The organism is Promicromonospora kroppenstedtii DSM 19349 (assembly GCF_000515355.1).
GTDB lineage: Bacteria > Actinomycetota > Actinomycetes > Actinomycetales > Cellulomonadaceae > Promicromonospora > Promicromonospora kroppenstedtii.
Genome location: NZ_KI911765.1, coordinates 24,900 through 38,505 on the forward strand (window position 1 = coordinate 24,900; position 13,606 = coordinate 38,505).

12 protein-coding genes and 3 tRNA genes are annotated in these 13,606 nt (G+C 73.2%); 3 read left to right on the top strand and 12 right to left on the bottom strand.

All coding sequences use genetic code 11. The annotated features are described in order from the left end of the window. The coding region (locus tag PROKR_RS37120) for a hypothetical protein (RefSeq protein WP_425414960.1) at nucleotides 1-262 on the top strand (262 nt) is incomplete at its 5' end. A 505-nt stretch (nucleotides 263-767) separates the two neighbouring features. Here PROKR_RS37120 and PROKR_RS29625 read toward each other — a convergent pair. The 10 genes from PROKR_RS29625 to PROKR_RS29670 all read right to left on the bottom strand — a co-directional run bounded on the left by PROKR_RS29625 (nucleotide 768) and on the right by PROKR_RS29670 (nucleotide 8,174). After that, a tRNA-Glu gene (locus tag PROKR_RS29625) sits at nucleotides 768-840 on the bottom strand. Nucleotides 841-875: 35 nt separating this feature from the next. Next, nucleotides 876-948, bottom strand: a tRNA-Glu gene (locus PROKR_RS29630). 87 nt (nucleotides 949-1,035) lie between these two features. Then, nucleotides 1,036-1,107 (bottom strand) — tRNA-Gln (locus PROKR_RS29635). A 142-nt stretch (nucleotides 1,108-1,249) separates the two neighbouring features. Further along, nucleotides 1,250-2,122 carry an HAD family hydrolase gene (locus PROKR_RS29640; protein ID WP_036971381.1) on the bottom strand — a complete coding sequence of 291 codons (873 nt, stop codon included), beginning with the start codon at nucleotides 2,120-2,122 and terminating at the stop codon, nucleotides 1,250-1,252. Continuing rightward, complete coding sequence (locus PROKR_RS29645) at nucleotides 2,119-3,240, bottom strand: CPBP family intramembrane glutamic endopeptidase (RefSeq protein ID WP_051433505.1); 1,122 nt, start codon at nucleotides 3,238-3,240, stop codon at nucleotides 2,119-2,121. Before PROKR_RS29645 ends, PROKR_RS29640 begins: the two co-directional genes overlap by 4 nt. Before the next feature lie 395 nt (nucleotides 3,241-3,635). Continuing rightward, a complete protein-coding gene (gene gltX / locus PROKR_RS29650; RefSeq protein WP_245606027.1) occupies nucleotides 3,636-5,153 on the bottom strand; it encodes a glutamate--tRNA ligase in 1,518 nt (505 codons plus the stop codon). Between the two features lie 9 nt (nucleotides 5,154-5,162). Next, on the bottom strand, nucleotides 5,163-5,609 hold the full coding sequence (locus PROKR_RS29655; RefSeq protein WP_157602871.1) for a hypothetical protein: 447 nt from the start codon (nucleotides 5,607-5,609) through the stop codon (nucleotides 5,163-5,165). 163 nt (nucleotides 5,610-5,772) lie between these two features. After that, on the bottom strand, nucleotides 5,773-6,549 hold the full coding sequence (locus PROKR_RS29660) for a GNAT family N-acetyltransferase (RefSeq protein WP_084800769.1): 777 nt from the start codon (nucleotides 6,547-6,549) through the stop codon (nucleotides 5,773-5,775). A 7-nt stretch (nucleotides 6,550-6,556) separates the two neighbouring features. Further along, on the bottom strand, nucleotides 6,557-7,330 hold the full coding sequence (locus tag PROKR_RS29665; protein WP_245606028.1) for an NUDIX hydrolase: 774 nt from the start codon (nucleotides 7,328-7,330) through the stop codon (nucleotides 6,557-6,559). 61 nt (nucleotides 7,331-7,391) lie between these two features. Then, the gene (locus tag PROKR_RS29670) at nucleotides 7,392-8,174 is read right to left on the bottom strand and encodes a fumarylacetoacetate hydrolase family protein (RefSeq protein WP_036971387.1); all 783 of its coding nucleotides are present in this window, start codon (nucleotides 8,172-8,174) and stop codon (nucleotides 7,392-7,394) included. Between the two features lie 260 nt (nucleotides 8,175-8,434). Here PROKR_RS29670 and PROKR_RS31175 point away from each other — a divergent pair, with 260 nt between their 5' ends. Beyond that, nucleotides 8,435-10,399: a serine hydrolase domain-containing protein gene (locus tag PROKR_RS31175; protein ID WP_084800770.1), complete on the top strand. Its 1,965-nt coding sequence runs from the start codon at nucleotides 8,435-8,437 to the stop codon at nucleotides 10,397-10,399. Here PROKR_RS31175 and PROKR_RS29680 read toward each other — a convergent pair. Continuing rightward, nucleotides 10,371-11,456, bottom strand: coding sequence for a methyltransferase domain-containing protein (locus PROKR_RS29680; RefSeq protein ID WP_084800771.1), 1,086 nt, complete (start codon nucleotides 11,454-11,456; stop codon nucleotides 10,371-10,373). The two genes, PROKR_RS31175 and PROKR_RS29680, sit on opposite strands and share 29 nt — an antisense overlap. Nucleotides 11,457-11,583: 127 nt before the next feature. On the opposite strand from PROKR_RS29680, the gene PROKR_RS29685 reads away from it, so the two are divergent. Then, nucleotides 11,584-12,957: a heparan-alpha-glucosaminide N-acetyltransferase domain-containing protein gene (locus PROKR_RS29685; protein ID WP_036971389.1), complete on the top strand. Its 1,374-nt coding sequence runs from the start codon at nucleotides 11,584-11,586 to the stop codon at nucleotides 12,955-12,957. Here the strand turns inward: PROKR_RS29685 and PROKR_RS29690 are convergent. Continuing rightward, a partial coding sequence (locus PROKR_RS29690) for a PhzF family phenazine biosynthesis protein (RefSeq protein ID WP_036971391.1) occupies nucleotides 12,954-13,606 on the bottom strand: 653 nt, incomplete at its 5' end. The genes PROKR_RS29685 and PROKR_RS29690 overlap by 4 nt on opposite strands.

A 13,606-nucleotide genomic window follows, 5' to 3' on the forward strand; every position in this document is an offset into this window, starting at 1 on the left:
TCCAGGCGGCGCGAGCTACGGCGGCGCAGGCTCCTTCGGGACGGACTCGACGCCGGACGGCGACCAGGCCGGACACGCAAACTGGCCTTCGACTGCTGGCGCGGCCACCGCGGCATCGTCGGGCGGAGGAAGCGCGCCCGGCCGGACCAGCAGCGGCAAGGGGGGCGATCACGTGCCGGGCGGGCCGACGTCGGCGACCGACGGCTCCGACTCCCTGCCGAGCCCGTTCATCGAGGGCGGCAAGGACCCGAAGATCCGCTGACGCTCCGCCTCCGCGAGCAGGATCACACCGGAGCCGAAGCACCCGGACGCCCGCGTGCCGCTGCCGCGAGACGCGCAACGCGAGGCACACGAGCGCTCGCCAGGCGAACGTAGGTTTGGTCGCCGCAAGGAGCCTCAGAGAGCGAGCAACCCTACGGTCGACCGCCGGGGCCGGTCGCGGTCGGCAGAGCCGCCGCACAGCGGTGACGGAGCGATGCGCAGGGCTGGGCTGGGCTGGGCAGGAGCCCGCCACGGGCGGTAGGCGGCCGGGACGGGCGACAGACGTCCGGGACGGGCGGCAGGCACCTGGTGCACGAGCCACGCCGCAGGCGCCTGGGTTCGGTGCCTGGTGTCCGGCGTCCGGCACCTGGTGTCCAGTGTCCGGCAGTTGGTGTCCGGCGCCCAGCGTCCGGCACCTGGTGTCCGGCGCCCAGCGTCCGGCGCCCAACCGCACGCGCCCGGAACGGCGAGAGGCCCGGTCCGCGTGGACCGGGCCTCTCTCGCTGTACCCCCAGCGGGATTTGAACCCGCGTTACCGCCGTGAGAGGGCGGCGTCCTAGGCCGCTAGACGATGGGGGCCTTGAACATCCGACAGCCGAAGCTGGTGGACTGCGTACCCCCAGCGGGATTTGAACCCGCGTTACCGCCGTGAGAGGGCGGCGTCCTAGGCCGCTAGACGATGGGGGCCTGAACTACCGGTATGAACCGGCACCGTGAGAACGATAGCGCACCCTGCACCTGACCTGCGTCAGTGAGGATGCGCAGTGCTCTGCGCTGGGGTACCAGGACTCGAACCTAGACTAAGTGGACCAGAACCACTCGTGCTGCCAATTACACCATACCCCATGGGGGTATGACCTCCTGGACACACCTGTCTCCGACCGGTGTTCCGTGGGGGTCCTACCGCTGGAGAACACTACCTGACCTCGGACGGTGGGCAAAACGGAATGAGCGTGCCGTCCGTCACGCGGGTCGGATCGAGTCAGATTCAGTGCCCTCCGCCGTACCCGAGGACGGCCGGGAGCTGGGCAAGCGTCTCGATCACCACGACGCCCGCCGCCCGCAGCGCCTCAGGATCCTGCGGGTCGCCGACCAGGGCCGCACGCTGCGCGGCGTTCGGCTGAACGGCATCGAACGCAACCGCACCGGAATCAACGGCACCGGGACCGACGGCACCAGGCCGCGCAGCGCCGTTCTGGGCGTGGGCACCGTAACCCGGGCCCCGGCGGTGGCCCGCGCGGTCCAGCCAGACACCCGTCAGGCTCGCCTGATGGGCCGCCAGCGCGTCCACGGTGGGCTCGTCGCCCACGTACGCCGTCCGGGACGGCTCGGTGCCGAGCCTGCGCGCCCCCTCGAGGAACACGCGGGGGTCCGGCTTCCCGAAGCCCAGGGTGTCGACCCCGACGAGCACCGGCAGGTCCCCGAGCCCGGCTGCCTTCAGCTTGCGCTCCTGCAGCTCGGTGGCTGCGTTGGTCACCACGCCGACGCTCAGCCCGGCGGCGACGACGGCGTCGATCGCGGCGCGGGCGTCGTCGTGGGCGGTCCACGAGCGCTCGAACGTGCCCCAGAACAGCGCGTCCCACACCTCGAAGGACTTCTCCGTCACGGGCGCCGCGCCGAACGTCTCGTGCAGGAGCGCCGCCCGGTGCCGACGCTGCGTCACGTGGTCCATCTCGCCGCGCGTGTAGCGGCTGTAGAAGCCGCCCGGGTCGGTGCGCCAGTGCGACAGGATCTCCGGGTCACGCTCCGCCGGGACGTGCGGCAGATGCTCGGCCCGCACCGCCTCCAGCGCCCGGGCGAAAGCGCCCTTGGTGTCGACGAGCGTGTCGTCGACGTCGAACAGGATGCCGTCCGTCTTCATGCCGTCTCTCCCTGTGCAGGTTCGCGCTCCACCACAGTCTTCTCCATCAGAACAGCGCCCGACGCCGCGGCCGTCGCCGGACCCGACGGTGTGCCCGTCACCGGGCCCACCACCGGGCCCACCATCGGAGCCGACGCCAGGACGCTCGCCACCACCGGGTCCGGCACCACCAGCGCGGGCGTGCGCCGGTGCGCCCACCACAGCAGCACCGCCGTGGTGATCAGGGTGGTGCTGATGCTGGCCACGCCCTCGACGGGCGCCACCTCGGTGATCAGCAGCGAGTCCGCGAGACCGTCGTAGGCGATGGCCAGACCGAACGCCAGCAGGTTGTTGGCCGCGTGCAGAGCGACGGCAACCTCCAGTCCCCCGGTGCGCCACACCAGCAGGCTCGCGACCAGGCCGAACACCAGCCGGTCGGCGAACAGCCACGGACTCTGTGCACCGTGGGCCATGGCGAACAGCACCGCGGACACCACGGCAGGCACGATCACCGCGAGCCAGCGCCAGCGCAGCAGGCTGCCGATCCACTGCGACATCCAGCCGCGGAAGAAGTACTCCTCGCCGGCCGCCTGCAGCGGTGTGGTCAGCAGGATCACGAGCGCCAGCGCCACCCAGCCGGCGGCCGGGGTGAGCGGCCACAGGCCGGCGTCGTCGGCACCCGAGCCGGCGTCACCGGCCAGTCCGAGGCGGGAGACCAGGATGCTGCTGCCGACCGTGAGCGGCACCAGGAGCAGCAGCGACATCCCGAGCCCGCCGAGCAGCAGGCGCCAGCGCACGCGGCCCAGCACCGATGACACGAGGCCGCCGCGCCGCGCCTGCGCCCACGTCGCGACCAGCGCGACCGGGATCCCGAGCGCCAGGCCGAGGTTCGTCACCAGCAGGCCCGACGGCGACACGAACCACGCATCCGTGAGCGACGACGGGTCCGGGAGGTCCAGTCCGGCCAGCTGTCCCACGACCAGCAGGAGCAGGTACAGCAGCATCGCCCCGAAGATGACGACCAGGCACGCGGCGATCGCGACCAGGCCGAGCAGCGGCCGCCACCACCGGAACCAGGGCCCGCGCAGGGCCTGCGGGTACTCCCGCGGTGCGTACGACGACGCCGCGAGGACCGGCACCCCGGGCGCTCCTGGTACCCCGGGCGCCCCCGGCCCTTCCTCCCCCGGGAACGACGACGCCGCAGCCCCCTGTGTCAGGGACTGCGGCATCGACTGCTGCGCGGTCTCGGGCGGCGCGGTCTCGAGCGGCGCGGTCTCGAGCGGCGCGTTCCCAGGCCGAACCGGCCCAGGCTGAACCGGCCCAGGCTGAACGGGCCCAGGCTGAACGGCGGTGGTCGGGTCGGTCGTGGGCGGCACGGCGTCAGGTGTCATGGCGTCGGTCACGCCGCTCACGTTAGACCACTTCGCTGACGGCTTCCCGGAGGGCTTCCGGACCTTCTGCCGCCCAGGTCCGGATCACTCGCGGACCGCGGCGCCGACACCCCGTGAGACCGGTCCGGGACACCGCCGTGAGCTCACTCCGCCACGGCGGGCACCCCGGCTGCGTCGGAACCAGCACCGGCACCCGCACCGGCGTCGGCACCCGCGCCCAGGCGGACCAGCGCGGCGTCGACCCGCTCAAGCGTGCGCTCCTTGCCGAGCACCTCGAGCGACTCGAACAGCGGCAGGCCGATCCGGCGTCCGGTCACGGCCACCCGGACCGGGGCCTGCGCCTTGCCCAGCTTCATGCCGTGCTTCTCGCCCACCACGGTGACGATGTCCTTGAGCGGCTCGGCCGCCCAGGACTCCTCGGCGGCCAGGGCCTCGCGGACGTCGGCGAGCAGCTCGGCGGCGCCGGCCTTCATCGCCTTGGTCCAGGAGTCCTCGTCCACCAGCGGGGCGTCGAGGAAGAGGAAGTCGACGTTGTCCGTGATCTCGGACAACAGCGCCACCCGGGAGTGGGCCAGGGGCGCGACGGCGTCGAACACCTGCTGGTCGAACTGCTCCGGCGTCCACGGCGCGGCCGGGGCCTGGAGCCACGGCGTGCAGGCCGCCGCGAAGTCCTCGACGCTCAGGGCGCGGATGTACTCACCGTTGAACGCGGTGAGCTTCTTGATGTCGAAGAACGCGGACGACGAGTTGATGTCCTCCACGCGGAACCGGCGCACCAGCTCGTCGAACGGGAGGATCTCCTCGTCGTTCCCGGGCGCCCAGCCGAGCAGCATCAGGTAGTTCACCATCGCGTCGGGCAGGATGCCCTCGGCGAGGTAATCCTCCAGCGCCACCTTGTCGCGGCGCTTGGACAGCTTCTGCCGCTTCTCGTTGACGATCACCGGCATGTGCGCCCACTGCGGCGGCGTCTTGCCCAGGGCCTCCCAGAGCAGCTGCTGCTTCGGGGTGTTGGGCAGGTGCTCCTCGGCGCGCATGACGAGCGTGATGTTCTCGTCGATGTCGTCCACGACGTTGGCCAGCAGGAACACCGGCGAGCCGTTGCCGCGCGCGATGACGAAGTCCTCGAGGTTCGCGTTCGGGAACGTCGGGTTGCCGCGGATCAGGTCCACCACCTGGGTCTCGCCCTCGTCAGGCGTGCGGAACCGCAGCGCGCGGCCCTCGGCGTACTCCAGGCCACGACCGCGGCAGAAGCCGTCGTAGCCGGTCTGCTGGTTCCCGGTGCGCGCGATCAGGGCCTCGCGGGTGCAGTCGCAGTAGTACGCCTTGCCCTCGGCGAAGAGTCGCTGCGCGGCGTCCTTCTGGATCCCGGCGTTCTCGGACTGGAAGTACGGGCCCTCGAAGGCCGGGTCCTCCTTACGGATGCCCAGCGCCTCCATGGCCGACAGGATGCCGTCCACCCACTCGGGCTGGTTGCGCGAGGCGTCGGTGTCCTCGATGCGCAGCACGAACGTGCCGCCCTGCTGCTTCGCCACGGCCCAGTTGAACAGGGCGGAGCGGGCGCCACCCACGTGGAACATGCCGGTCGGGGACGGCGCGAAGCGGACGCGCACGGCGGCGCCCTCGGGCGCGCCGTCGGTGGGGGTATCGGTCACGGAAGTCACGCCCACAGCCTAGGCGTTGCGGGGCCCGGCGGCGGAGCCGGGCCGACGGCGGGACGTCCGGCCGCGCCAGCCACGGACCAGCAGCCCGACGGCGTAGGCAGGCCACACCGGGATCGAAGCGACCGCGGGCCCCACCACGTAGAGCAGGCTCCACCCCTCGTCGCCCGCCGGCAGGCTCGCGGCGACGGCGGCGTAGCAGACCGCCAGAAGCACTGTCGCCAGGATGAGCCCGGTGCCCAGCGCGGCCCAGTCGCTACGTACCGCCAGCAGCCGGAGCAGCGCGGCACCGGCGAGAATCATCAGAAACGCGCCCACCGTGACGATGACCGCGCTCACGACGCCCAACCAGACCCCGCCCCACGAGAAGTCCTCGCGGTTCTGGAGGTAGACGAGCACCACTGCGGTGATGCCGAACGCCAGGGGGGTCAGGGCGAGAAAGCGCCGCATTGTCTGCACCGGACCATGATGCGTGCCGCGCTCCGGGGTGACCACGAATTGAGCTGCCCGCGCGTCGCGTCGGCCCGCCCCGCTACCGCGGTTGGCGCAGATACCGCAGGTGGCGCGGTTACCGCAGGTGGCGCGCTTACGGCAGGTGGCGCGGCTACCACAGGCGGCGCGGCTACCGCAGGTGGCGCAGGTACCGCCGCGTCGCGACCGGCACAGGCCCCAGCGGGGTCTCCGCCTGGTAGTCGAGCGGGCCGCCGTCGGACCAGCCTGCCCGTTCGTAGAACCGCCGCGCGCGGGTGTTGCCCGCCACGACGGCGAGCCACGCCTCGGGATGTCCGGCCGCCGCGATCCGGGCCTCGCCCGCGGACAGCAGGTCGGCCGCGACACCAGAGCCCCGGTGGGTCTCGGCGACGAACAGCTGCTCCAGCTCCTCGTCCCGGACGGTCACGAAACCGACGACGCGGGACTCCGCAGCCTCGGCTGGTTCGTCCACGACGGCGACCGTCGTGCCCGGCACCCGGGCCACGGCGCGCGGTCCGAACGAGTCCCGCGTGCGGGCCGCCTCCAGGGTGGCCGGTACCAGCCCGCGGTGCCCGTCGCCCCAGGCGGCGTGCCAGACATCGGCGATCGCCGGGGCGTCCTCCGGGACGGCGCGCCGGAGCTCCACGTGGCGCACCGCCAGCGGTTCGACGAGAAACCGGCCCTCGTCCTCCAGCACCACCGGCTCCGTGCGCCACCGTGGACCGGCGTACGCCGCGAGCGCCGCGGCGCCCCGCCAGCGGCTCACATAGGTGAGCGTGCCCGGGCCCGACCCGGCCGGTCTGACGACGATCTCGTCGCTCACGAACCCGTCGAGCGTGGCGAACCCCACGGTGCCCGCCTCGATGAACGCCCGGAACTCGTCGAGCAGGCCGGGCCGGACGTGCGCCGTGGAGCGCCTGATGATCATCGTCCGATCATGCTCCACCAGCCTGGTCCGGGCCAGCGTGCTCCGGGCCAGCGTGCTCCGGGGTGGTCCGGGCGCGGGCCAGGCGCACCAGCTCGGTCAGCTCGGGATCCGGCAGCGCGTCGGCGGACCACCAGCGCAGGGCCAGCGACTCGTCCGACAGCGCGGTCTCGGCGTCGGGCCCCGCGACCGCGACGAACCGCACGTCGAGGTGGTGCACCGGGCGGCCTGGGTCGCCCGTCCCGGGCCGGCAGAACGGCACGACGTGCTCGTCGAGGTGCACGGGGACGGCGTCGACCACGAGGTCGGCGATGCCCGACTCCTCGCGCGCCTCGCGGGCGGCGGCGTCGGCGAGGGTGCGGTCCCCGGGTTCGAGGTGCCCGCCGAGCTGGAACCAGCGCCGGGCCTTGGCGTGCAGGGTGAGCAGCACGCGCGCGCCGTCGTGCGAGAGCACGAGGGTCGAGGCCGTCAGGTGGTCCGGGACGGATTCACGGAGCACCCCGAAACCGGGCGTACCGGCTGCATTCTCCTCGGCGGCATTCTCCTCGGCGGACCTCTCCCCAGCGCCCTCCTCCCCTGTGGACCTCTCCCCGGCGCCGTCCTTCCCTGCGGACTCGAGGTGCGCGACGTACCGCGCCCGCAGCCGCTCCTGCTCCGACGTGGCGCCGGTCCAGGCGCGCAGGGTCGCGAGGGCGTCCCGGTGCAGGACGGCGCCGGTCTCATGGGAGGCACCCAGGTGGGACCCCGGTCCGGCACCGGAGCGGCGCGCGGGCCCGGCCGTCACGTCGTTCGCTGTGCCGTTCCCTGTGCCATCCCCTGTGCCGTTCGCTGTCTCGACCGTCACGTCAGCGGCGCCGCAGCACCGGGTTGGCCAGGACTCCGACGCCCTCGACCTCCACCTCGACACGATCGCCCTGGTCGATGCGGCCGACGCCGGCGGGGGTGCCGGTGAGGATCACGTCGCCGGGCAGCAGCGTCATCGCCTCGGAGATGTACGAGACGAGGAACGGCACGTCGAACACCATGTCGCGGGTGCGGCCGTCCTGGCGCGGTTCCCCGTTGACGCGCGAGCGCACGGCGACGTCCTCCGGGTTCAGGTCCGTGTCGATCCACGGCCCGAGCGGGCACGAGGTGTCGAAGCCCTTGGCGCGGGCCCACTGCCCGTCGGTGCGCTGGGCGTCCCGTGCGGTGACGTCGTTGGCCACGGTGTAGCCGAGGATGTACGACGGCGCGTTCTCGGGCGTGACGTCCTTGCAGACCTTGGAGATCACGACGGCCAGCTCGGCCTCGTAGGAGACCTCCTGCGTGAAGTCGGGCAGCACGATCGGGTCGTCCGGGCCCACCACCGCGGTGTTCGGCTTGAAGAACAGCAGCGGCGTCGTCGGGACGTCGCCGCCCATCTCCTTGGCGTGGTCGGCGTAGTTCTTGCCCACGCACACGATCTTGGAGCGCGGGATCACCGGGGCGAGCAGCCGGACGCCGTCGCCCAGCTCGATGCGCTCGCCGGTCGGCATGGCCGGCATGTAGAGGGGGTCGCCGCCCAGCACGGCGAGGAAGGTCTTGTCGCCCTCCTGCTGCACGAGGGCGAAGCGGGGGTCGTCTCCGGTGGTGAATCTAGCGATACGCACGGGCTCAGCGTATGCCGGACGCCGCCGTGCCCGGGAGCGGTGGGCGCCGCCCTGTCCGCTCTGCCGCCCGCTCTCCCGAGGAACCGCGACTCTCGCACGTCCGGCACAGGCGCTCTCCGGGTCGGATCAGGGGCCGGTCAGGGGCGCGGCCCAGGTGATCCCCGATGCCTGGGGCACGTCTCCTTTCCTAGCGTCTGCGAACAGGACGGCCCGCCGCGCACGGCGCCGGGCCCGGGAGGACACGGCGACGAGGAGCTCGGATGAGGAACGACCGGACCGGGGCGCGGCGGGTGCGCCTCCGCGCCGCGCGAGGCATCGCGCTCCTGACGGTGGCGGTGATCGCGTTCACCCCGGCGGCGTCGGCAGGGGCAGCGGCAGCAAGGGCGGCAGCAGCGGGGGCGGCGTCGGCAGGGGCGGCGCCCGCAAACGGAACAGGCGCTCCGTTCCGGGAGAACGTGAGCACGGCCCGGGCAGACGGCGTCGGCTCCGACGGCCGCGCGGCGGACGGAGTCGACGCCTCCGACGACGCCTTCGACGGCACGGTCGACGACGCCGTCGACGGCACGGTCGACGGCACGGTCGACGCCGCCGTCGACGCCGCCGTCGACGAGCACCTCACCGAGTACCTCCGGGTGCACCGCACCCCCGGCCTGGCGCTGGTCACGCTCGCCGACGGCGACGTGCGCGTCCGGGTGCACGGGACGACAGGTGCCGGCGAGCCGGTCGGCGAGGACACGCCGATGCGCATCGGCTCGATGAGCAAGGCGTTCACCGCGCTGGCCGTGCTGCAACAGGTCGACGCCGAGCGGTTCGACCTGGACGACCCGGTCGCGAAGCTGCTCCCCGAGCTGCATCTGGCCGACGACCGGTACCGGTCGATCACCGTGGAGCACCTGCTGACCCACCGTTCCGGCCTGGCCGCTACCGCCCTGGAGTACGCGTCCGACCCGGCGTCTGCCCCCGCGGAGACCGTGGCGCGGCTGGCCGACGAGGAGCTGGCCAGCGCTCCCGGGACGACCACCCTGTACAGCAACGCCGGGTACGCGGTGCTGGCCCGGCTGGTCGAGCGCACTACCGACGCGGACTTCGGTGACTACCTGGAGCGAGAGATCTTCACGCCGCTGGGCATGGCGTCCACGACCACGACCGACCGTTGCGACGTCGAGCCGGCGGGCCTCGCCCGGGGCTTCACGCTGTTCGGCCCCGTGCGGCTCGCGGTGCCGGAGCTCCCGCTCGCCTGCGCGGGCAGCGGCGGGATCGTCTCCACCGCGCGCGACATGGCGGCCTGGCTGCGGTTCCAGGTGGGCGAGGGCACGTCGCCCGACACCGGCGAGGTGCTGCTGCGCCCGGAGACCTTCGCCGCGTTCCACAAGGTGCCGGACGACGAGGTTCCCGACGACGAGGTGCCCGACGGTGAGGTGCCCGAAGAGAGTACGTACGGCTACGGCTGGCACAGCACGACCGCCGACACCAACGCCCCCACCAGTACCCCCGGCACCAGCGCCGCCGACACCAGCACCCCGACCACCAGCACCCCCGACAGCAGCGACACCAGGACCGACGGTGAGGGCACCAGCGAGAGGGCCCCGCTGGTCGGCCACGGCGGAACGCTGGCGACCTTCGCCTCCGGGATCGAGTTCTCTCCGCACACCGGCACCGGCGCCGTCGTGCTCGCCAACGGCGCCGGCGAACCCATGGTGCTGACGCACAACGCGATCGTCGCGGTCGACGGCGGCACGACGCTGCCGACCAGCAACCCGTTCGACATGTTCAACGCCGTGCTGTCCGGTATCGCGGCGCTCGTGCTGCTGGGCGGCGTCCTCGTCGTGGTCCGGTCCCGTCGTTGGGCCGAGCGCAGGGCTGGACGCAGGGCTGAACGCACCGCCGAAGGCAGCGCCGCCGGGACCCGGCACGCCACGGTGCTGCGGCTCGTGCCGCTCGCCCTGTTCGTGCCGCTCGGGGCAGCGCTCCCGTGGCTCGGCGCCACGCTCATGGGCGTGGGCGAACCCGTGGCCGCCTATCGGATAGTCCTGTGGCTCTACCCGGCCGTGCTGCTGCTCGGCGTGGCGATCGTGCTCGCCGCAGGCAGCGGCCTGACGGCGCGCCTGGTGCAGCTGATGCGCCTCGAACGGCCCAGGCAGGCCGGGCAGGCCAGGCAGGCCAGGCAGGCCAGGCAGGCTGGGCGGCCCACGCCGGTCACGCCCGGGCGAGGACCTCGCCGTTGAGCACCGCGAACCAGCCGTCGGGTGCGGCAGCCCACTCGCGCCAGCCCTGGGCCAGCTGTTCGAGGGCGACGTCGTCCGCGAGACCCGAGTCCTTGGCCTGCACGGCGAAGTTCGACTCCGTGCAGCGCTCGGCCCACAGGCCGCCCCACCACGTGCGGTCGTCAGGGGTGGCGTAGCACCAGACGCTCGCGCCGGGTTCGATCGTGGCGGGGTCGAACCCGGCGTCGCGCACCCAGGAGGCGAGGCGACGTCCGGCGTCGGGCTCGAAGCCGTAGGCGTGCGTGACCTCGTGGTAGAGCATGTTCCACTCGGTGAGCTCGGCGGACTCCGGGTACCAGGTCATGGCCTCGTAGTCGGCGTCGCGCACGGCGACGAACCCGCCCGGCTTGGCGACGCGCTTCATCTCGCGCAGGGCCGCCACCGGGTCGGAGAGGTGCTGGAGCAGCTGGTGGGCGAAGACGACGTCGAACGAGTCGTCCTCGAACGGCAGCTCGTAGGCGTTGGCGTGCTCGAAGGTGATGTTCTTGGTGCCGTGCGCGTCCGCGAGGCCGCGGGCGGACTCCAGCACGTCGTCGGAGGCGTCGACGCCCACGACGCTGCCCTGCGTGAGCCGCTCGGCGAGGTCCACGGTGACGGTGCCGGGGCCGCAGCCGACGTCGAGCAGCGTCATGTCGGACAGCAGGTGGGGCAGCAGGAACGCGGCGGAGTTGGCCGCCGTCCGGCGTCGGTGCGAGCGCAGCACCGACTCGTGGTGCCCGTGCGTGTACGACTCGGACTCCTTGGTCAGGTCCGTGCCGGCGCCCGGGCTGTCGGGGCTCTCCTGCCCGGCGGCACCGGTGCCGCTGGCGCCGCGGGTCAGGCTCGACAGGCTGCTGGGAGCGTCGACCGCGTCGATCGGGTCGGTGCCCGCGGGCTTGGTGCGGTCCCGGGCGGGACCGCCGCTCCCCTCGTTCGCGGGGAACCTGCCGCCGAACGTGTCGCCGAGCTTGTGGCTGGGCGCGTCGGTTCGGGCCGTGTCGATGCGAGCGATGTCGTGCTCGTTGGCGCTGCCGGTCATGGCCGCACTGTATGTGCGCCGCGCCACGCTGCACATCCGCGTTCTCATCCTTCGGGACGGCTGTCCAACAAGGCGGCCCCGGCGGGTCCCACGAGCGTCGGGCCTCGGGACGCGCAAGGATGCGCGCATGTCCACGCTTGCTCAGCCGTCCGGGGCGTCGTCCGGAGCGTCGTCCGAGGCGTCGTCCGGAGCGTCGTCCGGCCCGCTCGCCGGTTCCTCCGGCGGCGGGCTCCGGAGGCTGCGCGACAACCTGCTCGGCGGTCCGGGCCGCGTGCTGGGGGCGGACATCGCCCGGGGCGTCGCGGTGCTCGGCATGTTCACCGCGCACGTCGGGGTCACCTCGGACGACCTCGCCACGTTCGAGGGCTGGCTGAGCCTGGCGCACGGGCGGTCGTCGATCCTGTTCGCGACGGTCGCCGGGCTGTCGCTGGCACTGGTCACGGGCGGATCCCGGCCGCTGACGGGCGAGGCGATGCGCACGGCGCGCGCCCGGATCCTCGTGCGGGTCGTGCTGCTGCTGGCCCTGGTCGCGGTACTCGACCTGTTCGGCACCCGAGTGCTGCTCATCCTGGGCTTCTACGCCGCGTACTTCGTGCTCGCGCTGCCGTTCCTGCGCCTGCCGCCGGCTCGGCTGGCGGCGATCGCGGTGGCCGTCGCGGTGGTCGGACCCGTCCTCGTGTACTACGGGCCCGAGGTACTGGCCCGGGCCGGGCTGCGGGCACCCCACGACGGGTCGGGGGCCGCCACCGACTTCCTCCTCACGGGCCACTACCCCGCCTTGGTCTGGATGGCGTACGTGCTCGCCGGGCTCGCACTGGGCCGCTGCGACCTGCGGTCCCCCACGCTGCACCTCGGCCTGGTCGCGGGCGGGTTCGGGCTGGCGGCGCTGACGTCGGTCGCCTCGGCGGTCATGGTGGCCGACGCCGGCGGGCTGACCGCCGTCGAGGGGCAGGTCGCCGTGACGTCGTCGCAGTACGTGCAGCCCGCACCCGGCTGGTCCGACCCGTGGCCACCGCTGGCCGGGCTGTACCTCGAGGGGCCGCACGACGACACGACGTTCGAGGCGCTCGGCTCCGGCGGTTTCGCGCTGGGCGTGCTCGGGCTGTGCCTGCTCCTCGGGTCGGTGGCCCGGGGCGGCGGGCAGTACGGCGGGCAGTACGGCGGAGCTGACGACGGGCAAGACCATGGGAAGGAGAACGGGCTCCGGCGCATCGCACGCGGGATGGTGCTGACCGTCACCACGCCGCTGGCGGCCGTCGGTGCGCTGGCGCTGACCGTCTACTCCTTGCAGATCGTCACCATCTGGTGGTGGACGCGCACCTACTGGGACCTGCTCGACCCCGCGACCAACACGCCGCTGGGCTGGATGGTGGTGGTCACCCTCGTGCTGGCGACGGCGTGGCGGGCGCTGCTGGGCCGCGGCCCGCTGGAGCGTCTGTTCGGGTGGGTCGCCAGGCGGGCCTTCCCGGACCGGCCGACGGCCCGGAGCACCAGTTCCTAGAGCGCCACCTCGCCGACGATCGTGGTGACGGTGTCGCCGCCGACCCACACCTCGCCGTCAGGCAGCTTCTCGACGTGGACGCGGCCCGCCCGGCCCATTGCGGTCCCCTGCGACGCGACGTACGTCGACGGGAGCACGTCGCCGGCGAGCCACTGGCCGAGACCGGCGTTGAGGCTGCCCGTCACCGGGTCCTCCCCCACGCCGATGGACGGGACGAAGGCGCGCACCTCGACGGCGGGGGCGCTCTGATCCGCCGCCTGCCGGGCGGTGGCCCGGTCCGGCGCGTACTCGCCGACGACGCCCAGCTTGAGGTCGCCCATCACCACCAGGTCCGGCTCCAGGCCGAGCACGACGTCGGCATCCCGCAGCTGGACCGCCACCCAGCCGGGCCCGTTGTCCACCCAGGCCGAGCGGACGACGTCGGACACCTCGAGGCGTAGCGAGCGCGCGATCTGGGCAAGGTCGGCGTCGTCGACGGCGCCGGAACGGATCAGGGGCGGGCCGGCGAACGCGAGACGCTGCCCCGAGCCGGTGCTCTCGCGGCGGACCCGCACCATGCCCACGCCGCACTCCTGGACCACGTCCTGCCCGCGGGGGACGCCGCCGGCCTCCAGCCAGGCGTGCGCGGTGCCGAGCGTGGGGTGCCCGG

What these genes read in the sequence shown, in the direction of transcription:
- PROKR_RS29640 (WP_036971381.1), bottom strand. Translation starts at nt 2,122, where the DNA reads ATGAAGACGGACGGCATCCTGTTCGACGTCGACGACACGCTCGTCGAC.
- PROKR_RS29660 (WP_084800769.1), bottom strand. Translation starts at nt 6,549, where the DNA reads ATGATCATCAGGCGCTCCACGGCGCACGTCCGGCCCGGCCTGCTCGAC.
- PROKR_RS31175 (WP_084800770.1), top strand. Translation starts at nt 8,435, where the DNA reads ATGAGGAACGACCGGACCGGGGCGCGGCGGGTGCGCCTCCGCGCCGCG.
- PROKR_RS29680 (WP_084800771.1), bottom strand. Translation starts at nt 11,456, where the DNA reads ATGACCGGCAGCGCCAACGAGCACGACATCGCTCGCATCGACACGGCC.
- PROKR_RS29685 (WP_036971389.1), top strand. Translation starts at nt 11,584, where the DNA reads ATGTCCACGCTTGCTCAGCCGTCCGGGGCGTCGTCCGGAGCGTCGTCC.